We start from the raw sequence: 26457 nt of genomic DNA, 5'->3' as shown, positions 1-26457 counted from the left end.
GCAGGCGGGGAGAGGCGAAAGAGCGCCGCAGCGACAGATGAATGCTTAAAGGCCCGTAGACGCGCCGATCTCAGCGCCCGCTTCCACCTGCACCTCGACTTCGGCGACCTCGAACAGGTCCTGTACCGGCTCGACGGTCCAGGGCATGTGCTTGGCGCGGGCGGCGGCGACGGGGGCGAAGAAGCTGCGGTGATGGACGGTCGGGCCGAGGCGGTCGAGGGCATCGAGATGCTCGGGGACGGCATAGCCCTTGTGCTGCTCGAAACCGTAGCCGGGGCAGTCCTGCGCCAGCGCGCACATCAGCCGGTCGCGCGTCACCTTGGCGACGATCGAGGCCGCCGCGATCGACAGCACGATGCCATCGCCGCCGATCACGGCCTCGCAGTCGCAAGGCGTGTCGAGGCGGTCGCGGCCGTCGACGAAGACATGCTGCGGCGGCTGAGGCAATGCCACCACGGCGCGCTTCAAGGCCCATAGCGAGGCGCGCAGGATGTTGTCGCGGTCGATTCGCGCGGTCGAGGCGACGGCGACCGAGACCTGCGCGGTGGCGCAGATCTTGTCGAAAAGCTTCTCGCGCTCCTCGGCGGTCAGGCGCTTGGAATCGTCGATGCCGCGCGGAATGCGGTCGGGGTCGAGAATCACCGCGGCCGCCACCACGGGACCAGCCAGCGGACCGCGGCCGGCCTCGTCGCAGCCCGCGACCGGCCAGATGCCACGCTTGATCAGCGCACGCTCGCGGCGGAAGCTCGGCGGCGCAATCGCGATAATGCCTTTCTTGCCGGCCGGAACTCTGGCCGCCTTGGCAGGCGCTGCCTGCTTCGCAGCATCCTCTTGTGGCGCGCCTTTGGCCGGCTTCCTGGCGGACTTGTCCCGAATCATGGCCGGGATCGTGCGCAAGCAGCCCAGCCGGCGCAACCGGGAACCACGGATAATTCCCGTTATTCAGGCTTGATCCAGGCTTGCCGCCCTACTCCGCCAGATGCACCCGCCGGTCCTCGCCGACCTCGATACCGGGCGCCACCACGGCCTCCCAGACGTGACCATCGGGATCGGCAAAATAGCCGCAATAGCCGCCGTAATCGGTCTCGCACCCGGCTTTCAGCAGCCTTGCTCCCTTGCTGACGGCGAAAGTCAGCACCGCATCGACCTCATCGCGCGTGCGGCAGTTCCAGGCGAGCGTCGTGCCGCGGAAGGCCGCCGGCCTCGGCTGGTCCGGCAAGGTCGCGTCCGCCGCGAGTTGATCCCAGGGATACAGCGCCAGCACCGGACCGCCGGTGTCATAGAACGCGACCGCCTCGCCGGTCGCCTTCAGCCGGCGCGAGAAGCCGAGGGCGTCGTAGAAGGCGATGCTGGCGCGGATGTCGCCGACGCCGAGCGTGATCACGGTCAGCCGCGGCACCGGGGCCGTGAGTTCCTTGCTCATGCTGTGCCTCTTCCACTTTCCCGATCAGAACTTGCCCGGTCAGAACAGGCTGAGCTGATCGCCGTTCCGCTTCGGCCGCGCAAAGTGATCCGTGGTCAGCTTGGAGCGGCGCTTGTTGAGCCCGAGCCGGTCGCAGGCGATCTCGAAGCGGCGGCCGATGGTCCAGGCCATCGGTCCGGTGCCCTTCATCCGCTCGCCCCATTTGGCGTCGTAGTCGCGGCCGCCGCGCATATCGCGGATCAGCGTGAAGACGTGGCGGTAGCGGTCCGGGTAATTTGCCATCAGCCATTCGCGGAAGAGATCGCGCACCTCCAGCGGCAGCCGCAGCAGCACATAGGAGGCTTCCTTGACGCCGGCATGGGCGGCAGCATCGAGGATGCGCTCGATCTCGGAATCGTTCAGCGCGGGGATCACGGGCGCGACCATCACGGTGGTGGGAATACCGGCCTCCGAGAGCTGCTTCAGCGCCTCCAGCCGCTTCGGCGGCGTCGAGGCGCGCGGCTCCATGGTCCTCGCCAGCTTCGGATCGAGCGAGGTGACGGAGATCGCGACCTTGGCGAGGTTGCGCTTGGCCATGCGCTGGAGAATGTCGATGTCGCGCACGACCAGCGCCGATTTGGTGACGATGCCGACGGGATGCCCGGTGCGCTCCAGCACCTCCAGAATGCCGCGCATGATTTTGCGCTCGCGCTCGATCGGCTGGTAGGGATCGGTGTTGGTGCCGATCGCGATCATCCGCGGCTCGTAGCCGGGGGCGGCGAGTTCCTTTTCCAGCAGTGAAGGCGCCTCGGGCTTCACGAACAGTTTCGACTCGAAGTCGAGCCCCGGCGACAGGCCGAGATAGGCGTGGGTCGGCCGCGCGAAGCAATAGACGCAACCGTGCTCGCAGCCGCGATAGGGATTGATCGAGCGGTCGAAGCCGATGTCGGGGGAATCGTTGCGGGTGATCACCTTGCGCGAGGTGTCGACACCGACACTTGTCTTGAACGGCGGCAGCTCTTCCAGGCTCTGCCAGCCGTCATCGAAAGCGACGCGCGCCTCGGCCTCATAGCGGCCGCTCGCGTTGGACTGCGCGCCCCGGCCTCGCCTGCGTGCACGGTCGATGGCGACGCCAAGCTCGGGAAAATCAGAGTCCGCACCCGCCGGCTCGGAGGGCGCCTTGACCGGCGGGTGCTTGAGAGCATGAGAGGATGCTGCTGGACTCATGAAGCCAAGATAGCACGCATGAGGAACAAATCAAGAACACAAACAAAAAACTCGAAAACAACCCCATGCACAGTAGAGCTGCCCAAACTTCGCGCGCCCGCCTTTGACCTCACGCAACACCGGTGTCACGACCATCCCGTTTCATGACCGACGGATCGATCACGCCGGAACCGGGTTGGTGACGATCGCTGTGTGAAGGTCGGCAAGAACATGACAATCCAACAAAAAACAGCCGCCGCGAGCGGCGACCTTGATCTCCTCGATCGCTACTGGCGCGCTGCCAACTACCTCTCGGTCGGGCAAATCTACCTGCTCGACAACCCGCTGCTGCGGGAGCAGTTGCGGGCCGAGCACATCAAGCCGCGTCTGCTCGGCCATTGGGGCACGACGCCCGGTCTGAACTTCATCTATGCCCATCTCAACCGCGTCATCCACGCGCTGGATCTCAACGTGCTCTATGTCTGCGGCCCCGGCCATGGCGGGCCGGGCATGGTCGCCAACACCTATCTCGAAGGCAGCTACAGCGAGATCTATCCGGATATCGCGCGCAATGCGGACGGATTGCGGAAGCTGTTCAGGCAGTTCTCCTTCCCCGGCGGCATTCCGAGCCACGCGGCGCCCGAGACTCCCGGCTCGATCCACGAGGGCGGCGAGCTCGGTTATGCACTGGTGCACGCCTATGGCGCGGCGTTCGACAACCCTGATTTGATCGTCGCCTGCGTCGTCGGCGACGGTGAAGCCGAGACCGGACCGCTCGCGGCGTCCTGGCACTCCAACAAGTTCCTGAGCCCGGCCCATGACGGCGCGGTGCTGCCGATCCTGCATCTCAACGGCTACAAGATCGCCAACCCGACCGTGCTCGGGCGGATGCCCGACAGCGAGATCCGCGATCTGTTCCGTGGGCTAGGCCACGAGCCGCTGTTCGTCGAGGGCGACGATCCCAAATTGATGCACCAGACCATGGCGGACGCGCTCGATGTTGCGTTCGCCAGCATCCGCTCGATCCAGCAGCACGCCCGCGACGGACGCAAGACGGTCGAGCGGCCGCGCTGGCCGATGATCGTGCTGCGCAGCCCGAAGGGCTGGACCGGTCCGAAGGAGGTCGACGGCAAGAAGGTCGAAGATTTTTGGCGCGCGCATCAGGTGCCCGTTGCCAGCTGCCGCGAGAACCCGGCGCATCTGAAGATCCTCGAAGACTGGATGCGCAGCTACGAGCCGGAAAAACTGTTCGACGCGAGCGGCGCGCTCGTCCCCGAGCTTCAGGCGCTCGCGCCTGAAGGTAACAGGCGCATGGGCGCCAATCCGCATGCCAATGGCGGCCTCCTCAGGAAGGAGCTGAAGCTGCCGGACTTCCGCAGCTTTGCCGTGGACGTGCCGCAGCCTGGCGGCGTGATCGGAGAAGCGACGCGCGAGCTCGGCAAATTCCTGCGCGACGTCATTCGCCTCAATGCCGAGGCTCGCAACTTCCGCATCATGGGTCCGGACGAGACCGCGTCAAACCGGCTCGATGCCGTGTTCGACGCGACCGAACGCGTCTGGATGGAGCCGACGGAGCCTTACGACGTGCATCTCGCACAGGACGGGCGCGTGATGGAGGTGTTGAGCGAGCATCTCTGCCAGGGCTGGCTCGAAGGCTACCTGCTCACCGGACGCCACGGCTTCTTCTCCTGCTACGAGGCCTTCATCCACATCGTGGATTCCATGTTCAACCAGCACGCCAAATGGCTGAAGGTGACGCGGCATCTGCCGTGGCGGCGTCCGATCGCCTCGCTGAACTACCTCTTGACCTCGCATGTCTGGCGCCAGGACCACAACGGCTTCAGCCACCAGGATCCCGGCTTCGTCGATCTCGTCGCCAACAAGAAGGCCGACATTGTCCGCATCTATTTCCCGCCGGATGCCAACACGCTGCTGTGGATCGCCGACCACTGCCTGCGCACCTACAACCGCATCAACGTCATCGTCGCCGGCAAGCAGCCGGCGCCGCAATGGCTGTCGATGCAGCAGGCCGCGACGCATTGCGATGCCGGCATCGGCATCTGGACCTGGGCCGGCAACGAGGACACGAACGCCGAGCCCGACGTGGTGATGGCCTGTGCCGGCGACGTGCCGACGCTGGAGACGCTCGCCGCCGTCGATCTCCTGCGCAAGGCACTGCCCGATCTGAAGATCCGCGTCGTCAACGTCGTCGACCTCATGACGCTGCAGCCGAGGGATCAGCATCCGCACGGACTGTCCGACCGCGACTTCGACAGCCTGTTCACGCGCGACAAGCCCGTCATCTTCGCCTATCACGGCTATCCCTATCTGATCCACCGGCTGACCTACAACCGCACCAACCATGCCGGCCTGCATGTGCGCGGCTTTGCCGAGGAAGGCACCACGACGACGCCGTTCGACATGGTCGTTCTCAATGAGCTCGACCGCTATCATCTCGCGATCGAGGCGATCGAGCGCGTTCCGGGCCTGGCGACCAGGGCCGCGCCGGTGAAGCAGCGGTTCCGCGACAAGCTGATCGAGCATGCGCGTTATGTGCGCGAGCACGGCGAGGACATGCCTGACGTCCGCGACTGGGTCTGGCCCAACAACTCCGGCGGCCATACGCCGCGCGAAGCCGGCGATTGACGGCAAGTCATGTCGGATACGGTCCTCGTCCTCAATTCGGGATCGTCGAGCATCAAGTTCGGCCTGTTCGAGATTGCGGCGGCCGACCCCATCCTGCTGTGCAAGGGCCAGCTCGACGAGCACGAGGCAAAACCTGGGCTCGTCGTGAAGAGCGCCGCGGGCGAGGACCTGTTCGAGACGCGGAAAGACGCGTCGGATGCCGGCGGCGGTCATCTGTTCGCCGAGGTGCTCGCCTTCATCGAGGACCGGTTCGGTCAAGGCCGCTTGCGCGCGGTCGGCCATCGCATCGTTCATGGCGGTCCGGATCATTCGGGTCCGATCATGTTGACGGACGAGGTCACGATGAGGCTGGAGGCGCTGACGCCGCTGGCGCCGCTGCACCAGCCGCGCTGCCTCGCGCCGGTCCACACCATCTCGGCGATCCGGCCCGCGCTGACGCAGATCGCCTGTTTCGACACCGCCTACCACCACAGCCTCGCGCCGGCGGTTAGCCGTTTCGCCATTCCGAGGCGCTTCGAGGCGCGTGGCATCCGGCGCTACGGCTTTCATGGCCTCTCCTTCGAATACGTCGCGCGCCGCCTCGCCGAGATCGCGCCCGAGCTTGCGTCCAAACGCACCATCATCGCCCATCTCGGCAATGGCGCTAGCCTCTGCGCGTTGCGCGACGGCCGCAGCGTCGACACCACGATGGGACTGACGCCGCTCGACGGCCTCGTGATGGGGACGCGATGCGGCGCGATCGATCCCGGCGTGCTGCTCTATCTGCAACAGCACGAGAAGATGTCGGTCGAGGATGTCCAGCACCTGCTCTATCACCAGTCGGGCCTGCTCGGCGTCTCCGGCCTCTCCGCCGACATGCGTACGCTGCTCGCGAGCCGCGAGCCAGCGGCGCGCGAGGCGGTCGATCTTTTTGTCTTTCGTGCGGCGCAGGAGATCGCGCTGATGGCGACCACGCTTGAAGGGCTCGATTGTCTGGTCTTCACCGGCGGCATCGGCGAGCACGCGAAAGAGATCCGCAGCGCGATCGGCGAGCGTCTCGCCTGGCTCGGCGTGCGTATCGATGCACAGGCGAACGATGCCACGCGCGAGCGCATCAGCGACAGCGATAGCTCGGTTGATGTCTTCGTCATTCCCACCAATGAAGAGATGACGATCGCGCGCCATTGCGCGGCGCTGCTCCGCGAGCAACACGCCGCATGACGATTTTATGAATGATCTGGCGCAATGCCGCCACCGCTACTTCGCGGCATAGAGACGGCATCAATCCTCGTGCGGACAGATCATGAAAACCCAGATCATCGAAGAGCTCGGACAAGGCGACATCCTGTTGCCCACGCTGGTGGCGGAAGGGCTTGCCGCCAACGACCGCATCAAGGTGCGGATGAGCGCACTCCAGGCGGCAGCTCAGCATGCGCGAGACCCTGGTCACCCGGCCAGCGAGCTCGCGGTCGAAAGTCATGCCGCCGGGATTGCGCCTGCCGCGATCGCAACGCTCATCGGCGGCGCCCATTTGATCGGACCGTCCCGCCTCGCGGCGCCGAACCTCGCCAAGCTGATGAAAGAGATTCAGGACGATGCCGCGACGATGATCCGCGCCGTCGGCGCCGGCGCGCCTTCCGAAGGCGAGAAAGCCAACGCGCGGCTGACGGCCGTCCGAAGCGAGGGCCTGCTCGATGCCACCAACGAAATCGATCTCTCCCGCATTGCCCGTCTGACCGGTGTCGCCGAGGCCGCCGGCGACAGCCTCCACCGCCTGGTGATGGATCTCCACAAGGCGATGAACAAGCTCGCGGCGAGCTGTTCCGAGGAGACGCTCGATGGCGCTCATGTGTTCGGCCTGCATGGCGAAGATCGCAGTGCAGTGGAAGCCTTCATGAAGGGGCTCAACCAGACGCGCGGGCTGAAGTTCAACCACCCCGGCCTCGACACCATGGCGACCCGCTCGGGCGGCCGGCTCCTGATCCAGAATGACATCGGCACCACCGACGCGCATGTCGTGGTGATCGCGGTCAAGAAGAACGCGGTTACCGTCACCTACACCGACGTGCATCTGGCACGGGCAAAATTCTTCATCTCGCTGTTCGACAAGTTTGACGCGACCTGGAGCGGGCTCGACCGGCACACCGCCGCTGGGCTTGGCGAAGACAATTCATTCTATCTCGTCACCGGCCAGTTCCAGACCGGTCACGCCGTGGATCGCAACGAATTCCTCGCGGCGGTGGGCGCCGGACTGGTGTTCCTGATCGACTGGAACAAGGCGCGCAAGCTGCTGCGGACCTGGGTCGCCAAGGACGACGCCACACGAATCCTCGAATGGGCGGCGCGGCAGCGGATCGGCCACCGCGGCTTTCTCGAGCTCGGCGGCAACGAGCTGCTGGGGTCTGCGGTCAGGAACGCGGCACCCGCGCGCATCGGCTTCGGCGAGCGACTCGACCAGGCACTCGGCCGCACCGCCGCGATCGATTTCCTGAAGGCATCGATGCGCGTCTCCACCGAGGCGCTGCTCGAAGGTCACTCCGTCAGGATGGTGCGGGACCAGATCGAGGCCGATCTGGTGCGGCACCTCGAGCGTGTCGACGGCGCCCTGCTCGCCGCCGTGCTGCGTCAGATCGGACTTGCCCATGATCTCGTCGCGGCAATCTCCCGGCATATTGCGGCGTTGCGCGCCGGCCAGCCCGCCGACCGCAAGCTGCTCGCGCAACGCTGCGGCGCGATCGAGCAGAAGGCTGACCGTATCGCGCTCGAAACCCGCAAGGAAATCGCCCGGCTCAACGCCCGGCCGACGATCGGGCAGTTGATTGACCGCGCCGAAGAAGCCATCGACGAGCTGGAGCAGGCGGCCTTCATCGCCTCGCTGATGCCGGAGCGAACCGACCCGTCATTGCTGGCTGCGCTCGCCGAGCTTTGCGCGGTGGCGATGACCACGACCGAGGTTGCGGCCAGCGGCATCGCCGCGGCAACCGACGTGCCGGACGGGCGACGCGCGGATTCGGAAGATGCGCTGACGGCCGTGACCCGCCTGATCGATGCCGAACATGCCGCAGATAGCCAGGAGCGGGCGACGACTGCGCTGGTCTTCGGCGGCGGCTTCGACATCGCGACCTCGCTCTCGGTGCTTGAGCTCGCCCGCGCCATCGAGCGCGCCACCGACCGCTTCGCCGGATTCGGGCATCTGTTGCGCCGGCACATCATGATCGATCTCGCAGCCTAGAGGAAAGCGCCATGCATATCGTGCGTATCGGCACTGAGGCGACCGAATTGCGCTCCGCCGAGGAGATCGGCGCCAAGGCTGCCAACCTCGCCCGGATGGCGGCGCTGGGCCTGCCGGTGCCGCCGGCTTTCGTGCTGCCGGTCGAGCTCTGTGCCGACATCATCGCAGGGCACGCACATGCCGAGCGCCATCTGCGCGACGGCTTGCAGGAAGGAATTGCTTTCCTGGAAAGCGCGACCGGAAAGCGCTTCGGCGACCGCCGGCTGCCGCTGCTGGTCTCGGTGCGCTCGGGCGCGGCGCGATCGATGCCGGGCATGCTCGACACCGTTCTCAATGTCGGCTGCACGTCGGATGCCGTGCACGGCCTGATCCGTGCGACCGGCCGGCCGCGGCTCGCCTGGGACTGCCGGCGTCGCTTCCTGGAGAGTTTTGGCGAGACCGTGCTGGGACTCGATGCCGCTGCATTCGCGGCGCGCATCTCGGAACTGGTCACAGCCGAGGGCGCCGACAGCGATCGCGAACTCGACAGCGAGGCGCTGGAGCGGCTTGCCGGCGACGAACAGGTGCTGGTCGAGGATCGCGCCGATGACTGGCTCGAGGATGCCGTCGCGCAGCTCGAAGCCGCCTCGCGAGCCGTCTACCAATCCTGGACGAGCGACCGGGCCCGGACCTATCGGAAACTCCAGCAGCTCGAAGCACTCCAGGGCACCGCCGTCACCGTGCAGGCGATGGTTTTCGGCAATGGCGGGCTGGCGTCCGGCGCCGGCGTCGCATTCTCGCGCGATCCATCGACGGGTGCTCCGCGCCCGATGATCGATCTCGTGCTCGATGCACAGGGCGAGGACGTCGTGTCCGGGCGCCGGACCCCCGATGCCGAAGACGCGATCGCGCGCGCGCTGCCGCGGACCGAGGTCGAGCTGGGCGATATCCTGAAGCGGCTCGAGCGTGAATTTGGCGACGTGCAGGATGTCGAGTTCACCGTCGAGGATGGCCGGCTCTGGATCCTCCAGACGCGCTCGGCCAAGCGGACGCCGCGTGCCGCGGTCCGGATCGCGATCGACCTCGTGCATGAGGGTCTGATCACGACGGACGAGGCGCTGATACGGATCGCCGAAATCGACCTCGCTTCCCTCACTGCGACATCGCTGGTTGCTCCCGGCAAGCCGGCAACGACCGGCATCGGCGCCTCCGGCGGCATCGGGATCGGACGCGCGGCCTTCGATTCCGAAAGCGCCGGCCGCCTGTCGGCCGCAGGCGAGCCGGTCATCCTGCTGCGTCCCGACACCAGCACCGCCGACGTCGCCGGCTTTGCGGTGGCGGCCGGCATCGTCACGGCAGTCGGTGCGCGCACCTCGCACGCGGCATTGGTGGCGCGGCAGATGGGCAAGCCTTGCGTGGTCGGCTGTCGCCAGTTGAAGATCGATCCCGTTACGCGGCAGGCGCAGCTTGCGGGCGCGGTGCTCCGCGAAGACGAATGGGTCACGATCGATGGCGATACCGGAGAGCTCTATCTCGGGCGCTGCGAGACCGTCGAGACACGGCCGGAGGCCGAGCTCGCCGAGATCGCCGCGTGGCAATCGCCGGCCGAGCGCTCCGCACCGCACGCTGCGGCTCAGTGAGTCCCCGACAGGATCTGGACGCAGCCGATCACGACCTCGATCACGATCAGCACCACGACCGCGATTTCGAGGCGAAGCGAGCGCTGGGTGTCGATGATGTCGGTCAAGGCGTTGGCGGTCTCCGACACGGCGGTGAGCTTGCGCTCGAGCGTGTCGAGGCGCTCCTTCAGCTCGTACTCGTCCTCGAGGCGGGCATAGAGCCGGTCGAGCTCGGGCTTCTCCCAGAGCACGTCGGGCTTCTCGGCCACCGCAACACGGCCGGCAACGCGCTGCTGCACCAGCAGCGCGTTGCCGATCAGCTGCAGGATGCCCTTGCGGCGGCGCGGCGTGCGGCCGTACTCGGCGAGCTCGCGCGCGAAAGGCTCGATGACGTCGAACACGGCAGCGACCCGCCGCTCGTCGCGGGCCAGCGACGTGCTCTTGGCGAGCGCGTCCGCGACCAGCAGCAATCGCTCATCGGAGAATTTGGCGAGGCAGATCGGGCCGCCCGGCTGGATCGCTTCAGCGCTTTCATCCTTGCACAGCTGCGCCTGCGCGATCTCCTCCTCGTAGGGGCTGAGCTCGCCGATCACGCGAGACTTGAGGCTGTCGATCAGCACCTTCTCCTCCGAAGGGAGCAGGCCGATCAGCACCACGACGCCGTAGCGGAAGATCACCGCGAGGCCGGCGTGAACGCGGAAGGCGGCCGGCGTCGACGACACCAGCGTGCCGATCTCGAGGCCGGACGCATTGATGCGGTCCCCCAGCATCAGCGCCCGGATCCGCAAGCTCGGCGCGGCGTCCGGCCGCGGGGATGTCGGGGGCGCGCTAACGGCGGCTTGATCAGCGTTCATGCGGGGCTCTCGTCAGCGCTATGGTTGCAGGCTTTTACCGTTCCCGGGTGTTGGTCCGCCCGCATCCTCCACATGCAGGATTGCGGTGGCCTGCATGTTGCGCAAAGATTGCAGCGAAACTCCGGGATAACACCGTCACCGCGAATTCGCGCCGAAATATTCGGAAACATTGCCACCCCGCACGGGACATATTTGGATGCGATGGCTTTGGCAGTTTACCATCGAACAGCGAAGGCCCGCCGAAAAGTTGCGCTCGGCAATGCCGCGTGTTTATGACAACATTATAATGAGTTACGCTTCACTCGAAGCGCGGACACTGAAGCTTCAATCATGCTGAGCGTCATCATTCCGACCGAAGGCGTCGAGCAGACGGCGGTCGCAACCCTGGCCGCGTTGGTGCCCGGCGCCGCCGCCGGCGTCATCCGGGAAGTGCTGCTGGTCGACGGCACCCGCAACGGGGTCATCGAGCGCGTCGCCGACGTCGCAGGCTGCCGTTTCATCGGCGTCGAGGGTTCCTCGCAGGGCGCGGCGCTCGCCGCCGGCGCGCTTCAGGCGCGTTCGTCCTGGCTGATGTTCCTGCCCGCAGGCGCGGTGCTGGAAACCGGCTGGATCGAGGAGACCACCCAGTTCATCCAGACCGTCGCGACCAGCGGCCGGGACCGGGCGGCGGTGTTCCGCTATGCACGCACGCCTTACGCCGATACCCGATTCCGCGACGTCCTCCGGGCCGTGGCGCGCAAGCTGGTCGGCCCGTTCGGCGATCAGGGCCTTTTGATCGCGCGTGATCATTACGACCGGATCGGCGGTTATCCGCCCCAGGCCCGCCGTTCCGAGGCGCGACTGCTGCGACGGCTCGGCCGCTCGTCCCGGACCATGCTGCGCAGCCGGATCGTCATGGTCGGCTGAGGCCATCTGATACGCGTGATACGCGCTCTTGATACTTGCCAAAGTCAATCAATTATTTGACAATGGCAAGTATCGAGGTGGGCCATGTCATTCAACGGTACCGAAGACCACATCGCAGCAGTCCGCGCCTTCAACCGCTTCTATACCCGCAGGCTTGGCGTGCTCGACCAGCACCTTGGAAAAACCCCGTTTTCGCTCAGCGAGGCCCGGGTGCTCTATGAACTCGCGCATCGCGACGACCTTGCGGCCAAGGAGATCGGAAACGAGCTTGGTCTCGACCCCGGCTATCTCAGCCGCATCGTGCAAAGCTTCGACGAAAAGGGGCTGATCACGCGAAGGCCCCTGCCCGCAGATCGCAGGCAATACCAGCTCAGCCTGACCGCCAAGGGCCGCCAGACCTTCGCCAAGCTGAACCTGAGCTCGCAGAACGAGGTCGCCGCAATGCTGGCTCGGCTTTCGACCGGCGATGCAACGCGGCTCACGCAGGCCATGGCGACCATCGAGGCCGTGCTGGAGCAGCGCCGAAGCCAGCCCGTTTCTTTCATGTTGCGCAGCCATCGCGTCGGCGACATGGGCTGGGTCATCTCCCGGCAGGCCGCCGCCTATGCCGCGGACTACAACTGGGACATCAGCTACGAGGCGCTGGTCGCCGAGATCTGCGCGCAGTTCATCAGGAACTACGACGCCGCGCGCGAGCACTGCTGGATCGCGGAAGCGGGTGGCGAGCCGGTCGGCTCGATCTTCCTGGTCAAGGCCACGGACGAGATCGCCAAGCTGCGCCTGTTGCAGGTGGAGAAGAAAGCGCGCGGGCTCGGCGTCGGCCGCGCGCTGGTCGAGCAATGCATCCAGGGCGCCCGCGAGAGGGGCTACAGCAGGATGACGCTGTGGACGCAGAGCATCCTGGTTGCCGCGCGCGGCATCTATCAAAGTGCAGGGTTCAGGCTCGTGAAGGAAGAGAAGCACCACAGCTTCGGTGCCGACCTGGTCGGGGAGACCTGGGAGCTGGATCTCTGATCCTGCTTCAGGCGCGATGCGCGTTGTTGTGCCCTCTCCCCTCATGTCCGCCGAAGCCTTGGTGAAGGCGGATGCGGGAGCGGCCTGCGACGCCGGCAGACGCAAACTCGCTTGAGGGACGAGTCTCTCTCTCTCCACGAGTCCGGAATCGTAGGGTGGGCAAAGGCGCACTTGCGCCATGCCCACCTGTCCAGCATTGCGACAGAAGTCGTGGGCACGCCTTCGCTCTTCGAGCTTCGGCGGACAAGTCGCTTTGCCCACCCTACGATACCTTGTGCTTGGCTTACGAATGATGCTCGCGCACCAGCGCGCCGCTACACCGTCGCGCCTTGCGCCTTCGGCCGGCGCAGATGCTCATCCAGCCTTGGCATGATCTCGACGAAGTTGCAGGGGCGCGTGCGGTAGTCAAGCTGGGCGGCGAGGATGCCGTCCCAGCCGTCGCGGCAGGCGCCGGGCGAGCCCGGCAGGCAGAAGATGTAGGTCGCGCCCGCGACGCCTGCGGTGGCGCGGCTCTGGATTGTCGACGTCCCGATCTTGGCGTGGCTCAGCAGGTGGAACGCGATCGAGAAACCGTCCATGCGCTTCTCGAACAGCGGCTCGATCGCCTCCGGCGTGACGTCGCGTCCCGTAAAACCGGTGCCGCCGGTGGTGATGACGACGTCGACGCCGGCATCTGCAATCCAGCGGCGGATCACCGCGCGGATCGCCTCGACATCGTCGGTGACGATCTCGCGCGCGGCGAGATGATGGCCCGCCGCGGTGAGGCGATCGGCCAGCGTCTGGCCGGACTTGTCGTCCGCAAGTGCGCGCGTGTCGGACACGGTGAGCACCGCGATGTTGAGCGGGATGAACTGTTTTGTTTCGTCGATGGAAGCCACGACTTCACTCCTGTTTCCCGCCCACCGCCGTCATCCTGAGGTGCGCGTGCGGTGCAAGCGCACCGCAGGGCGAGCCTCGAAGGATGACGCCATTGATAGCTTACAACGCCCCGCCGCCGAAGGTGTTGCAGGCCTGGACCGTGCCCTGCTGGTAGCCGGTCATGAACCATTGCTTGCGCTGCGCGGCGGAACCGTGGGTGAAGGAATCGGGCACGACGCGGCCGGTGGCCTGGCGCTGCAGCGTGTCGTCGCCGATGGCGCTCGCCGTGGTCAGCGCGGCGTCGATGTCGCCCGCCTCCAGGAAGTTCGGACGCTTCTTCGCCTCGCGATTGACCCAGACGCCGGACAGGCAGTCGGCCTGCAACTCCACCTTCACCTGGAGCGCGTTGGCCTCGGCCTTGCTGCCGGCCTGCTGCTGCAGCCGCGTTACGCGCGGAATGATGCCGAGCAGGTTCTGGATGTGGTGGCCGGCCTCGTGCGCGATGATGTAGGCGGTGGTGAAATTGCACGCCGACTTGCCGGAGCAGCCGCGGAAGCGCGTCTCCACCTCGCGGAAGAAGCCGGTGTCGAGGAAGATGGTGCGGTCCGGCGGACAGTAGAACGGGCCCATCGCCGACTGCGCCATGCCGCAGCGGCCGCCATTGGTGGCGTTGCGGAACAGCACGACCTTCGGACCGGTATAGTTCTGGCCGCTGGCCTGGAAGATCTCGCTCCAGCGATCGTCGATCTCGCCGAGGATGCCGGCGATCATGCTGCCGACCTCGTCGGTCGGCGCGCCGCGCTTGCCCGAGGACGACTGGCGATCGGTCTGGTAGCTCGGCGCCTGGCCACCGCCGGTGAGGATCTCGGCGCCGCCGATCAGGATGCGCGGGTCGATGCCGAAGGCATAGCCGATCAGGCCGAGCACGATGATGGTGCCGATGCCGAGCCCGCCGCCGCCCATCGGCAGGCCGAACCCGCCGCCTCCGCCGCCGAATCCACCGCCACCCTCGTCGCGACGATCCTCGATGTCGTCGCTGCGGCGGAAATCATCGTAGCGCATGGCGGGCTTTCCCTTAAATCCTCGATTGGCATCATTTGGGCGCAGAAGCGCGAAAGCTCAACGCGCCACACACGTAAAATTTCCGTTGCCTTTATCAATATCGTGCTCGGCAAAAATTGCCTAGTGCGACAGCATGCGCCTGCCAGCAATTTTTTCCGAGGAACGTGCAATTTTTTCCGAGAGAAATTTGGAGTCTTTTTGCCGCCGTCGCCGCTCCCGCAACGCGAAGAAACGCGAAATACACTGTAAAACACGGTGAATGCGAACAGGGGGCGGCACGCGGCGCGCGATGCGCGGCCTGCTCACAAAAGCAGCGGGTTAAGTCGATTTTTACTTTGCCGCTTCAATGTACGGTCAGTCGGTTGTTTGGTCCCGCGTCGCCGACAGCGTCGCCTGAGTCAGAGTTCTTGAGTCATGGTAGTGTCGCGTCGCGGGGCGTCTGCAAGGGCGCCCCGCACAAACTTTGAGTCTCCGTCGCATCGTATCATCCTCGGTGATTGCGTCGCCGAGATGTCGAAGCTTCAGGCAGGTAGCGTCGATCTGGTGTTCGCAGATCCGCCCTACAATCTTCAGCTCAAGGGCGATCTCAAGCGCCCTGACGAATCCCATGTCGACGCCGTCGACGACGACTGGGACAAGTTCGATTCATTCTCCGCCTATGACGATTTCACCCGCGCCTGGCTGCTTGCCGCCCGCCGCGCGATGAAGCCGTCGGCGACGATCTGGGTGATCGGCTCCTATCACAACATCTTCCGCGTCGGCGCGATCATGCAGGACCTCGGCTTCTGGCTCCTGAACGACATCGTCTGGCGCAAGACCAACCCGATGCCGAATTTCCGCGGCCGCCGCTTCACCAACGCGCACGAGACCATGATCTGGGCCGCGCGTGACGAAAAAGCCAAGGGCTACACGTTCAACTACGAAACGCTGAAGGCCGCCAACGAGGACGTGCAGGCACGCTCCGACTGGCTGATCCCGCTCTGCACCGGCGAGGAACGCCTCAAGGGCGCCGACGGCAAGAAAGTGCATCCGACGCAGAAGCCGGAGGGCCTGCTCGCGCGCGTGCTGTTGTCCTCGTCCAAGCCCGGCGATCTCGTGATCGACCCCTTCAACGGCACCGGCACGACCGGCGCCGTCGCCAAGCGCCTCGGCCGCTCCTATATCGGCTTCGAGCGCGACAAGACCTATGCCAAGGCGGCCGAAGCGCGCATCGCGGCGGTCGAACCGCTGCCGGAAGAAAGTCTCGCCCCGTTCATGACCGCGCGCGAAGCCCCGCGCGTCGCGTTCTCGGAGCTGATCGAGCGCGGCATGATCATGCCCGGCACGAAGCTGTTCGACGCCAAGAAAAAACTTGGCGCGCTGGTCCGTGCCGACGGCGCCATCATGCTGGGCGACAAGGTCGGCTCGATCCACCGCATCGGCGCCGTGGCGCAAGGCGCGCAAGCCTGCAACGGCTGGACCTTCTGGCATGTCGAGACCAAGAAAGGTCTCAAGCTGATCGACGAGCTGCGTGCCGAGATCCGCGCCGGCATGGCGGCGGAGTAATCCGACTGTGATCTCGGTGGGTGGGCAAACGCGCTCTTGCGCCGTGCCCACCATCTCTCCCGGCGACACAGATTTGGTGGGCACGCTTCCGCCTCCGCTCTTCGAGCTACGGCGGACAAGTCGCTTTGCCCACCCACCGGCGTCTTGAATGAGGCGGCAGCCAGGACTAGATTCGCCCGATCAGCCCCGTCCTGACCGGTTGGGCCCATGCGACGACAGTCCGAGACATTGCTGCTGGTGCCGCTGCTGCCGATCTTCCTGCTCGGCATGTTTCCGATGTTCCTGATCGCCCTGCTCGGATTTTTCGGCCTCGCGCTGTTCGGCGTGCTGGTGGTCTGCGTCGGGCTCGCCAGCAGCAACGAGGCCCACGACAATTTCAATCACGACGTCATCGTGCACGGCTATTCACGCGGATCGGAGCGCGCGGCGCGCGCCTCCGACATGCATCTTGCCACAAGGCTCGGGCTGCGCCTGGAAGCGGTCGGCGCGGCGATGGTCATTACGGCGGCGATCGGCCTTTGTTACGCCGGCTGATCTGCGTGGCACGCAGATGCCGCCCGGCAAACTCGCCGGTTGCTCTCTCGGACAAGGTTCAGGCAAGAGAAATTCGCCTGGCGGCAACCACGCTGCGTTCGCTCTCGGCAACAGACACTGGAGAGATGTGTGATGCTCAAATTCTATTTCAACGGCTCGCCGAACCCGACCAAGGTCGCGCTCTATCTCGAAGAATCCGGCCTTCCTTTCGAGCCGGTGAAGATCGACACCCGCAAGGGCGAGCAGTTCACGCCGGAGTTCCTCAAGATCAATCCGAACGGCAAGGTGCCGGCAATCGACGACAATGGAACGATCGTATTCGACTCGAACGCCATCCTGCTCTATCTCGCCGAGAAGACCGGCAAGTTCCTGCCCGCCGCCGGCGTGCGCGGCGAGACGCTGTCATGGCTGATGTTCATCGCCACCGGCGTCGGGCCGTATTCGGGCCAGGCCGTGCACTTCAAGCATTTCGCGCCGAAGGACCAGAACCACGACTACGCCCATAACCGCTACCAGTACGAGACCGATCGCCACTACAAGATTCTCGACGCACGCCTCGCAGGCCGCCCCTACATGGTCGGCGACAGCTATTCGATCGTCGACATGGCGCTGTGGGGTTGGGCGCGGATGGTGCCGTTCAAGCTCGGCGACGACGCCTTTGCGCGCTACCCGAACGTCAAGCGGCTGGTGGACGAGATCTCGGCGCGCCCGGCGGCCGCGCGCGCGATCGCGCTGAAGGACAAGTTCACCTTCAAGGCCGAGATGGACAACGAGGCGCGCAGCAACATGTTCAAGCACATGACGACCAAGGTCGCCTGATCGCGCCACGCTTTGAATTCAGGTCCACGCGCGCATGCGCGTGGACCTTTGTTTTTGAGATGTCAGGCGGCGTGCACCGAACTCAGGAAGTTCGCGACTTCCTGCTTCAGCCGGTTGCTGTCCGCCGACAGCGAGCGCGCCGCCGACAGCACCTGCGAGGAAGCCGAGCCGGTCTCGGACGCGCCGCGCTGCACGTCACCGATATTGGTCGAGACGCGCTGGGTGCCATGGGCCGCCTGCTGGACGTTGCGGGAGATCTCCTGCGTCGCCGCGCCCTGCTGCTCCACGGCGGCCGCGACCGTCGACGAGATCTCCGACAGCCGCTCGATGGTGCCGCTGATTTCCCTGATGGCGCCGACCGATTGCTCGGTGGCGGCCTGGATGTTGGAAATCTGCTGGCCGATCTCACCGGTCGCTTTCGCGGTCTGCTCGGCGAGCGCCTTCACCTCGGAGGCGACCACCGCAAAACCGCGGCCGGCCTCGCCCGCGCGCGCGGCCTCGATGGTCGCATTCAGCGCGAGCAGATTGGTCTGGCCCGCGATGGTGTTGATCAACTCGACCACGTCGCCGATGCGGGCGGCCGCCTTGGACAACTCGCCGACGCGGTCGTTGGTCCGGCTCGCTTGGCCTACGGCTTCGCTGGCGATGCGGGCGGATTCCTGCACCTGGCGGGCGATCTCGCTGACCGAGGAAGAGAGCTCTTCGGTGGCCGAGGCAACGGCCTGAACATTGGCCGAGGCCTCCTGCGAGGCGCTGGCGACCTCGGTTGACAGATCCTGGGCGTGCGCGGCAGTCATGGTCAGCGTGCCGGCAGATGCTTCGAGCTCGTTCGAAGCCGACGAGACGGTGTTCACGATCTCGCCCACGGCCTGCTCGAACTGGTCCGCGAGCCGGACCATGTCCGCCTTGCGGCTCTCGGCCTGCCGGGCCTCGACTTCGACCTGCTCGTGGCGCAGGCGCTCGGTCTCGACCATGCTGTCCTTGAACACCTCGATCGCCTTGGCCATGTCGCCGATCTCGTCGCGATTGCCACGGCCGGGGATTTCGACCTTGAGATCGCCGCCGGCCAGCAGCCCCATCGCCCGGGTCATCGTGGACAGCGGACCGACGATGCTGCGGGCGATCAGGAAGGCGACAATGCCGCCGAACAGGATCGCAAGACCGCCGGCGACTTCCTGAATCCAGGTCGTATTGGCAACGACGCCATCGGCGATCGCGCGTGACTTCTGGTTATCGGCCTTCAATCCGGTCTCGGCCACCTTGAGCTTGTCGACGCTTTCGTTGATCAGGGGCGCGATATCGTTGCGGTAGATTTCATCGGCCTGGAGGATTGCGGCGGAGGTCGTCTCGAAGGCCGCCTTGTAGGCCGAAAGCGAGCTCTTGATCGGCCCGAACGCGGCCTTGACCTCGTCCGGCAGACCAGCCCCCTCCAGTGACTTGAGCGCTTGCTGCGCCCGATCGACATTGGTCCTGAAGGTCGCCGGCCCCTTTGCGTCCCGGACGGCGAGAAAGCGCCAGTTTGCGACACGAACCAGCAGGATCTTGGATTCAAGATCGGCGACGGGAGCGCTCACGCTGGTATCGCCGGTTTCACGCGCGGCGTCGACCAGCTTGCCGGTGTTGGCGGTCAGTTCGTCGCCTCCGGCAAGCAGAACGGCCTTGCCCTTGGTGGTCTCGTTGACGGCACCACCCATGCGCTCGCGCAGGAACTTCAACTTTTCCATGTCGCTGGCGAGGCCGTTATAGATCTTGAGCCGTTCCTCGGAGATGGTCGATTTGGCCGCGGCCTTCAGCAGCTCGACCGTCGCCGTCTCCCGCTCCGCGGCTTCCTTGAAGGCCGGCGCGTTGGCGTCATAGATGTAGCTCAGATTGGCACGCCGGAGCGCCTGGAGGTTGATCGAGATTTCCTGAACGCGCGCGGTGTTGTCCGACAGGGCGGACAGGCGCGCCATCTGGGCCTGAACCGCCCACAAATTCCAAACGGCGACCGCGGCCATTACCAGGCCAAGGGCCACGAGAACCGAAAACCCGGCGTACAGACGCCCCCGGATTCCCAAACGCAAGCTCGGCATCACTGTCCACCCATAGCAGGAAGAAAAGAGAAGCAGCCGACGACCTTCTCGCGATTGCAACGGCAACTCGTTGCATCCACGGCCCCGAGGAATCGGGCTGCACTGCCGTACATTGCGGAACAATTGTTAATTGAGGCTATATTTTACCGGTGCCGAATACGGAGAAGCCGACGAAGACATCGCCGTCCTCTGCTCGGATGAGCAAGAGTTGGGCACGGCAGCACACGGGATTGGTGGCCTGATCACGCCAAAGCGTCGCTTCAGGTCCACGCGCATGCGCGTGGACCTTTGTTTTTGAGACGTCAGGCGGCGTGCACCGAACTCAGGAAGTTCGCGACTTCCTGCTTCAGCCGGTTGCTGTCCGCCGATAGCGAGCGCGCCGCCGACAGCACCTGCGAGGAAGCCGAGCCGGTCTCGGACGCGCCGCGCTGCACGTCACCGATATTGGTCGAGACGCGCTGGGTGCCATGGGCCGCCTGCTGGACGTTGCGGGAGATCTCCTGCGTCGCCGCGCCCTGCTGCTCCACGGCGGCCGCGACCGTCGACGATATCTCCGACAGCCGCTCGATGGTGCCGCTGATTTCCCTGATGGCGCCGACCGATTGCTCGGTGGCGGCCTGGATGTTGGAAATCTGCTGGCCGATCTCACCGGTCGCTTTCGCGGTCTGCTCGGCGAGCGCCTTCACCTCGGAGGCGACCACCGCAAAACCGCGGCCGGCCTCGCCCGCGCGCGCGGCCTCGATGGTCGCATTCAGCGCGAGCAGATTGGTCTGGCCCGCGATGGTGTTGATCAGCTCGACCACATCGCCGATGCGGGCGGCCGCCTTGGACAATTCGCCGACGCGGTCGTTGGTCCGGCTCGCCTGACCGACGGCTTCGCTGGCGATGCGGGCGGATTCCTGCACCTGGCGGGCGATCTCGCTGACCGAGGAGGAGAGCTCTTCGGTGGCCGAGGCGACGGCCTGAACATTGGCCGAGGCTTCCTGGGAGGCGGACGCCACTTCGGTGGAGATATCCTGGGCGCGCGAGGCGGTCGCCGTCAGCGTCCCGGCAGAGGCTTCGAGCTCGTTCGAGGCCGACGACACGGTGTTCACGATCTCGCCCACGGCCTGCTCGAACTGGTCGGCGAGCCTGACCATATCCGCCTTGCGGCTCTCGGCCTGCCGGGCCTCGACTTCGACCTGCTCGTGGCGCAGGCGCTCGGTCTCGACCATGTTGTCCTTGAACACCTCGATTGCCTTGGCCATGTCGCCGATCTCATCTGTCTTGCCGCGGCCGGGGATCTCGACCGCGAGATTGCCGCCGGCAAGCAGCCCCATTGCACGCGTCATCGAGGTCAATGGACCGACGATGCTACGGGCAATCAGGAAGGCGACGATCAGTCCGAACAGGACGGCGAGGCCGCCCGCGATCATCTGCACGGACGTCGTGCCCGCGATCACGGCCTCGGCGGCGGAGCGCGATTCCTTGTAATCCTTCTTCAATGTGGTTTCCGCGACCTTTAGCTTGCCGATGCTCTCGACGATGAGCGGGGCGAGGTTCTTGTGGTAGATCTCGTCGGCCTGCAGCATCGCCGCGGAGGTCGTCTCGAACGCGGATTTGTAGATCCCGAGCGAGGTCTTCACCGGCGCGAGCACGGTTCGCAACTCCGTCGCCTGCGGGCTCTTTTCGAGCGCCGACAGGCGCTGCATCGCCCTGTCCACATTGGTCCTGAAGTTGGCGGGGCCCTTGGTGTCGCGCAGCGCCAGGAAACGCCAGTTGGCGATTTGAACCTGAAGAAGCCTGGATTCGAGGTCCGCAACGAGCGCCGCGGTGTCTTCATCGACGGCAGCGCGGGCCATATCGACCAGCTTGCCGACCTTGACGGTCAATTCGTCACCGCTCGGCAGCAGCGTCGCCTTGCCGGTTCGCGCCTCGTTGACGGCGTCCCCGAGATTGTCACGCAGGCTCCGCATCCTGGCGATGTCGGTGATGAGATCTTCGTAAAGCTTGCGCCGCTCCTCGGAGGCCGTGCCCTGCGCCCCGACCTTCAACAGCTCGGTCGCCGCGGCTTCCCGTTCCGAAGCCTCCTTCATCGCAGGTTCGCTGGCGTCGTAGATGTAGCGTAGATTGGCCCGCTGGATCGCCTGGAGGTGGGTCGATATCTCCAGCACCCGCGCTGTGCTGTCCGACAGCGCCGATTGCTTTGCGACCTGATCCTGCACGGCCTGCAAATTCCAGATGGCAACCACCGCCATCACGACACCAACCGCCACCAGGGCCATGAAGCCTGCGTACAGGCGTCCCCTGATCCGCAAACGAAACTTCGGCATTCCCACTGTCCACCAGATGCATGCGACTTCGAGCGGCCGAACCCGTTCGACGATCGTCACCGGCCACCCCGGCAGCCGCGCGTCGCGTCTTTGCGACCCACGCTGCACCGCGACACAATGGAGGACACTCGTTAATTGAACCTTCCAATTTTTCGCGCAGACTCTTGGCGACGCGCACAACATCTGCTGATTTTATAGCCAGTTGCGCAAGGCTTTAGCGCGTGGCCCTGCAGCCGCATGCAGATCGTCGCATCGGGCGCGCCGATGGACGTTGGTTTGGCGCGCCCCGCGTCACTTTGCCGGGCGCGCTCACGACCACCCCCAGCCTGTTGGGGCGCGAGCGCGCCGATGCCGGCTCGACCGGGACCGGCGCACGCTCGGCTCTTCATTTTCGCCGGCGGAACTTATGCAGCTCGTAGGCAATCTCCGACCGGGTCAGGCCGCAGTCCTGCAGCTCCCGTTCGGTCATGGCCGCGAGCTGTCATCGGGCCCGGGACCGCTCCCGCCTGATACGCATCAGGTCCACCAGCGTCCGCCAAAGCCGCACGACCATCACCGGCCGTAGCGGACGGGACCGGCCGGTGGACGCGACGTCGTCCAATCCGGTCAGCTTGCAGGCCTCACCGGTGCTTGCGGAAACGGGCCCAGCGCCTTCTCGGTCAGGATCGAGTCGCAGTACTCGCGGATTTCCTTGATCTTGCCGTCCTCCAACTGGAACACGAGACAATAGTCATTGTCGTAGCGCACGCCCTCGGGCGTGACGTTGTCGCCCTTGGCTTCCACCACGACGATGTCGCCATCGGCGATGAAGCGGTGGGCCACGGTGCGCGTCCGGTCGCGCAGGCGGGTGCGGACATAGCCGTGCAGATCGTTGAGGATCGCCTCCTTGCCGGCGAAGGTGCGCGACCAGGAATACTGGCCGGTGACGACCCATCTGGCATCGTCGGCCAGGCTTGCGGTGAACAGGGCGCGGTCGCGCGCGGCCGGATCGGGGTTTGCGGCGGCGGCGAAAATGTCCTGCATCAGTTTCTTGTTGGCGGCGGCGCTCATGGCGGCATCTCCGTGTGGTGGCTACACGGAGATCATCGTCGGGCGATCATCATTCTTCAAATCGATAGAGAATATGATATCTATTCTTCTGATGAATTTGAATTCGCTCGACCTCAACCTATTGACCGCACTCGATGCGCTGCTGCGCGAAGCCAATGTCAGCCGCGCGGCCATGAGGATCGGCCTGTCACAGCCGGCGACGAGCCACGCGCTGCAACGCTTGCGCGACATCTTCGGCGATCCGCTGCTGGTGCGGACCGGTGCACGGATGGAGCTGACGCCGCGGGCGCAGGCGCTACGCGCGCCACTGGCACAGGCGCTCGATCAAGTGCGCGGGCTGTTCGTGCCTGATGACTTCGACGCCGCGCGCAGCGAGCGGCAATTCCGTCTGATGATGCCGGACCTCGCGGTCGAGCTGTTGATGCCGCCTTTGATGGAGAGGGTCACACGCCTTGCGCCCAACGTCCGCATCGACGTGGTGCCGTGGCGGGGACCGGCGATCTTCCACGCCGAATTCGCCCGCACCATCGACCTCGTGATCTCGATCGGCAACGCCTTCAAGGGCTTTCACCGCCAATTGCTCTACACCGACACCGACGCGCTGGCGGTGCGGCGCGGCCATCCGCAGCTTACAAAGCTGAAGCGGCGCGAGGCGTTCCTGGCCGCGCGCCACGTCGGCGTCATCATCCGCGGCAATGCTGAGGATCTCATCGACACCTGGCTGCGCGCCAAGGGTATCGAGCGGCACATCGCGCTGGTCGTGCCAGGCTATCTCGAAGCGCTGCACGTAGCCGCCCGCACCGATCTCGTCGCCTTCGTGCCGCGCCGGCTGATCGCGGCACTGTCGAAGCAACTCGGCCTCGTCACGGTGACGCCGCCGCTCGACCCCGGCATCGATGAGCAGTTCATGTTCCATCCGACCCGGGCCCAGATGGACCCGGGCTCGATCTGGCTGCGCCGGCTGATGCTGGAGACGGGACGGGAATTGGAGAAGCGGAAGGCGTCGTAGCTATCGTAGGGTGGGTTAGATCTGCGGCTGCGCGAAGCGCAGTGCGCAGTGCGTAACCCACCACTTCTGTCTCCGCGGAAATTAAAGAGGTGGGTTACGCCGTGCAGATACGCTTCGCGCATCTGCACGGCTAACCCACCCTACGAGACCTCACGCCTTCTGCGCGTCCACCACCTTGCGGATCGCGGGGCGGTCCGACATCCGCTTGAAATGATCGGCGATCCTGGGCGTGGCGTTGATGTCGACGCTGTCGCCTTCAAGCCAGAGCGAGAGCGTGTGGAGATAGGGATCGCAGATCGTGAACTGATCGCCCATCACCCAGGGACCTTTGAACATCTTCTGCTCGATCAGCTTGAAGCAGGCGGCCATGGTCTTGGGCACCATCGCCTTCATGTCGGCGAACGAGCTCTCTTGCGTCGCCCAGCGCGCGCCGCGCATCTTGTGGGCATGGTTGATGTGCACGGTCGAGCAGAGATAGGAGTTGAACGACTGCACCTGGGCGAAGTCGAAGGGGTCGTCCACCGGCGCGAGCTTCGCCTTGGGGAAGGTCTGCGCGATATAGGCCAGCATCGCCGGCGTCTCGGTCAGGACGCCGCGGTCGGTCACCAGGGCAGGCACCCGGCCCTTCGGGTTGATGGCGAGATAGTCCGGGCTGTTCTGCTGGTTGTCCTTGAAGCTCAGCCGTTCGGCCGTGTAGTCGGCACCGGCCTCCTCCAGGGTCATGTAGGTGGCGAGCGCGCAGGTGCCGGTGGCGTAGTAGAGCTTGAGCATGTCTGACCTCATGGGAAAGCCGGAAATTAACGACTGTCGTCCCTAAGGTCTATAGCACGACTTTCTCTTCGCAGTTGCCCACCGCCGCCCGGCTGTGCCAAGACGCCTTCAATCGGAGGGGGTTTGTCATGACGGTACTCATCGCCGGCGGCGGCATCGGCGGGCTGACGCTTGCGCTCAGCCTGCATCAAATCGGCGTTCCCGTGAAAGTGTTCGAGAGCGTCGCGGAACTGAAGCCGCTCGGCGTCGGCATCAACGTGCTGCCGCATGCGGTGCGCGAGCTGATCGAGCTCGGGCTGATGGACAAGCTGGATGCCAGCGGCGTGCGCACGCGCGAGCTCGCCTATTTCTCCAAGCACGGCAAGCCGATCTGGAGCGAGCCGCGGGGGCTGGAAGCCGGCTACAAATGGCCGCAATTCTCGATCCATCGCGGCACGCTGCAGCAGCTGCTGCTCGACACCGCGGTCGAGCGGCTCGGCCGCGACAACATCCTCACCAGCCATCATCTGACCGGCTGGAGCGAGACGGCCGGCGGCGTGCGCGCCGATTTCGTCGACAAGGCGACCGGCAAGGCCGCCGGCACTTACGAAGGCGCAATCCTGATCGCCGCCGACGGCATCCATTCCGCCGCGCGCGAAAAGCTCTATCCCAATGAAGGCCCGCCGATCTGGAACGGCCGCATCCTCTGGCGCGGTGTCACGCCGGCAAAAGCCTTCCTCACCGGCCGCACCATGATCATGGCCGGACACGAGATCCTGAAATTCGTCTGCTATCCGATCTCGAAGCAGCCGGATGCGGCAGGCAACCACCTGATCAACTGGGTCGCCGAACGCCATATGCCGCCGACCTATCAGTGGCGGCGCGAGGACTATAACCGCACCGCGCGGCTCGAAGAGTTCCTGCCCTGGTTCGAGGGCTGGACATTCGACTGGCTCGACGTGCCCGGCCTGATCAGGAACTGCCCGCACGCCTATGAATACCCGCTGGTCGACCGCGATCCCGTCTCGCAATGGACCTTCGGCCGCGTCACGCTGATGGGCGACGCCGCGCATCCGATGTACCCGATCGGCTCGAACGGCGCCTCGCAGGCGATCCTCGATGCCCGCGTCATTACCCGCGAGATCCTGGCGCACGGCCCGACGCAAGCCGCGCTGCTCGCCTATGAAGCCGAGCGCCGGCCCGCGACCACCGACCTCGTTCTGCTCAACCGCAAGAACGGCCCGGAGCAGGTGATGCAGCTCGTCGAGGAGCGCGCGCCGGATGGTTACACGGTCGTCACCGACGTGCTGTCACAGCAGGAGCTGGAAGACATCGCCGCGAACTACAAGCGCGTCGCGGGCTTCCAGGTCGAAGCGCTGAATGCGAAGCCGCCGATCGTGAGCAAGGATGCGCGCGCGGGAGCGTGACGCTTCCAAGCGAGATGCGCATTGATGCGCCCTCTCCCCTTGCGGGAGAGGGCAGCGACGCCAGTAGATGCAGACTCGCTTGGGTGAGGGGTTTGTCTCACCGAGCCCAATCGGCAATAGAATCCATCGAGAGATACCCCTCATCCGGCGCTTCGCGCCACCTTCTCCCGCAAGGGGAGAAG

21 protein-coding genes and 1 pseudogene are annotated in these 26457 nt (G+C 65.4%); 11 read left to right on the top strand and 11 right to left on the bottom strand.

Annotated features, from left to right (window positions below; translation table 11 throughout):
- Positions 1–45 precede the first annotated feature (45 nt).
- The 3 genes from GGD63_RS18030 to GGD63_RS18020 all read right to left on the bottom strand — a co-directional run bounded on the left by GGD63_RS18030 (position 46) and on the right by GGD63_RS18020 (position 2629).
- A complete protein-coding gene (locus GGD63_RS18030; protein ID WP_183244323.1) occupies positions 46–879 on the bottom strand; it encodes a ribonuclease HII in 834 nt (277 codons plus the stop codon).
- Positions 880–967: 88 nt separating this feature from the next.
- Positions 968–1423, bottom strand: a complete 456-nt coding sequence (locus GGD63_RS18025; RefSeq protein WP_183244321.1) for a VOC family protein — start codon at positions 1421–1423, stop codon at positions 968–970.
- Between the two features lie 39 nt (positions 1424–1462).
- A complete protein-coding gene (locus tag GGD63_RS18020) occupies positions 1463–2629 on the bottom strand; it encodes a PA0069 family radical SAM protein (protein ID WP_183244319.1) in 1167 nt (388 codons plus the stop codon).
- 210 nt (positions 2630–2839) lie between these two features.
- Here GGD63_RS18020 and GGD63_RS18015 point away from each other — a divergent pair, with 210 nt between their 5' ends.
- The 4 genes from GGD63_RS18015 (at position 2840) to GGD63_RS18000 (ending at position 10084) form a co-directional block, all read left to right on the top strand.
- The gene (locus GGD63_RS18015) at positions 2840–5254 is read left to right on the top strand and encodes a phosphoketolase (RefSeq protein WP_183244317.1); all 2415 of its coding nucleotides are present in this window, start codon (positions 2840–2842) and stop codon (positions 5252–5254) included.
- 9 nt (positions 5255–5263) lie between these two features.
- Positions 5264–6454, top strand: a complete 1191-nt coding sequence (locus GGD63_RS18010) for an acetate/propionate family kinase (RefSeq protein ID WP_183244315.1) — start codon at positions 5264–5266, stop codon at positions 6452–6454.
- Between the two features lie 82 nt (positions 6455–6536).
- Entirely contained in the window at positions 6537–8465 is a 1929-nt protein-coding gene (locus tag GGD63_RS18005; RefSeq protein ID WP_183244313.1) for a hypothetical protein, read from the top strand.
- A gap of 11 nt (positions 8466–8476) precedes the next feature.
- On the top strand, positions 8477–10084 hold the full coding sequence (locus GGD63_RS18000) for a PEP/pyruvate-binding domain-containing protein (protein WP_183244311.1): 1608 nt from the start codon (positions 8477–8479) through the stop codon (positions 10082–10084).
- Here GGD63_RS18000 and GGD63_RS17995 read toward each other — a convergent pair.
- On the bottom strand, positions 10078–10917 hold the full coding sequence (locus GGD63_RS17995) for an RMD1 family protein (protein ID WP_183244309.1): 840 nt from the start codon (positions 10915–10917) through the stop codon (positions 10078–10080). The genes GGD63_RS18000 and GGD63_RS17995 overlap by 7 nt on opposite strands.
- A 330-nt stretch (positions 10918–11247) precedes the next feature.
- Here GGD63_RS17995 and GGD63_RS17990 point away from each other — a divergent pair, with 330 nt between their 5' ends.
- Together GGD63_RS17990 and GGD63_RS17985 are read left to right on the top strand one after the other, a co-directional pair.
- Positions 11248–11823: a glycosyl transferase gene (locus GGD63_RS17990; protein WP_183244307.1), complete on the top strand. Its 576-nt coding sequence runs from the start codon at positions 11248–11250 to the stop codon at positions 11821–11823.
- 84 nt (positions 11824–11907) lie between these two features.
- Positions 11908–12837 carry a helix-turn-helix domain-containing GNAT family N-acetyltransferase gene (locus tag GGD63_RS17985; protein ID WP_183244305.1) on the top strand — a complete coding sequence of 310 codons (930 nt, stop codon included), beginning with the start codon at positions 11908–11910 and terminating at the stop codon, positions 12835–12837.
- Positions 12838–13151: 314 nt separating this feature from the next.
- On the opposite strand, the gene moaB is transcribed toward GGD63_RS17985, so the two are convergent.
- Both moaB and GGD63_RS17975 read right to left on the bottom strand, forming a co-directional pair.
- Positions 13152–13715, bottom strand: coding sequence for a molybdenum cofactor biosynthesis protein B (moaB, locus tag GGD63_RS17980; RefSeq protein WP_183244303.1), 564 nt, complete (start codon positions 13713–13715; stop codon positions 13152–13154).
- Positions 13716–13815: 100 nt separating this feature from the next.
- The gene (locus GGD63_RS17975; protein ID WP_183244301.1) at positions 13816–14757 is read right to left on the bottom strand and encodes a neutral zinc metallopeptidase; all 942 of its coding nucleotides are present in this window, start codon (positions 14755–14757) and stop codon (positions 13816–13818) included.
- Positions 14758–15171: 414 nt separating this feature from the next.
- Between GGD63_RS17975 and GGD63_RS17970 the strand changes: the two genes are divergently transcribed.
- The 3 genes from GGD63_RS17970 (at position 15172) to GGD63_RS17960 (ending at position 17655) form a co-directional block, all read left to right on the top strand.
- Complete coding sequence (locus GGD63_RS17970) at positions 15172–16302, top strand: site-specific DNA-methyltransferase (RefSeq protein ID WP_283811961.1); 1131 nt, start codon at positions 15172–15174, stop codon at positions 16300–16302.
- Between the two features lie 207 nt (positions 16303–16509).
- On the top strand, positions 16510–16836 hold the full coding sequence (locus tag GGD63_RS17965; protein ID WP_183244298.1) for a hypothetical protein: 327 nt from the start codon (positions 16510–16512) through the stop codon (positions 16834–16836).
- 132 nt (positions 16837–16968) lie between these two features.
- Positions 16969–17655, top strand: a complete 687-nt coding sequence (locus GGD63_RS17960; protein ID WP_183244296.1) for a glutathione S-transferase family protein — start codon at positions 16969–16971, stop codon at positions 17653–17655.
- Positions 17656–17717: 62 nt separating this feature from the next.
- Here GGD63_RS17960 and GGD63_RS17955 read toward each other — a convergent pair whose 3' ends face one another.
- The 4 genes and pseudogenes from GGD63_RS17955 to GGD63_RS17940 all read right to left on the bottom strand — a co-directional run bounded on the left by GGD63_RS17955 (position 17718) and on the right by GGD63_RS17940 (position 23089).
- Positions 17718–19727 carry a methyl-accepting chemotaxis protein gene (locus GGD63_RS17955; protein ID WP_183244294.1) on the bottom strand — a complete coding sequence of 670 codons (2010 nt, stop codon included), beginning with the start codon at positions 19725–19727 and terminating at the stop codon, positions 17718–17720.
- A gap of 302 nt (positions 19728–20029) precedes the next feature.
- A complete protein-coding gene (locus GGD63_RS17950; protein ID WP_183244292.1) occupies positions 20030–22039 on the bottom strand; it encodes a methyl-accepting chemotaxis protein in 2010 nt (669 codons plus the stop codon).
- A 385-nt stretch (positions 22040–22424) separates the two neighbouring features.
- A pseudogene (locus GGD63_RS40185) lies at positions 22425–22517 on the bottom strand (DUF1127 domain-containing protein); the annotation flags it as partial.
- Between the two features lie 128 nt (positions 22518–22645).
- Complete coding sequence (locus GGD63_RS17940) at positions 22646–23089, bottom strand: nuclear transport factor 2 family protein (RefSeq protein WP_183244290.1); 444 nt, start codon at positions 23087–23089, stop codon at positions 22646–22648.
- A 91-nt stretch (positions 23090–23180) separates the two neighbouring features.
- Here GGD63_RS17940 and GGD63_RS17935 point away from each other — a divergent pair, with 91 nt between their 5' ends.
- Positions 23181–24098 carry a LysR family transcriptional regulator gene (locus GGD63_RS17935; protein ID WP_183244724.1) on the top strand — a complete coding sequence of 306 codons (918 nt, stop codon included), beginning with the start codon at positions 23181–23183 and terminating at the stop codon, positions 24096–24098.
- 150 nt (positions 24099–24248) lie between these two features.
- On the opposite strand, the gene GGD63_RS17930 is transcribed toward GGD63_RS17935, so the two are convergent.
- Positions 24249–24869, bottom strand: coding sequence for a glutathione S-transferase family protein (locus GGD63_RS17930; protein WP_183244288.1), 621 nt, complete (start codon positions 24867–24869; stop codon positions 24249–24251).
- 128 nt (positions 24870–24997) lie between these two features.
- Between GGD63_RS17930 and GGD63_RS17925 the strand changes: the two genes are divergently transcribed.
- Positions 24998–26275 (top strand): flavin-dependent oxidoreductase, encoded by a 1278-nt coding sequence (locus GGD63_RS17925; RefSeq protein ID WP_183244286.1) that lies wholly within the window; start codon positions 24998–25000, stop codon positions 26273–26275.
- Positions 26276–26457: the final 182 nt, after the last annotated feature.

Source organism: Bradyrhizobium sp. cir1 (assembly GCF_014198245.1).
Taxonomy (GTDB): Bacteria; Pseudomonadota; Alphaproteobacteria; order Rhizobiales; family Xanthobacteraceae; genus Bradyrhizobium.
The sequence above is the reverse complement of the archived record's forward strand: the minus strand, read 5'-3'. Positions and strand labels throughout refer to the sequence as shown.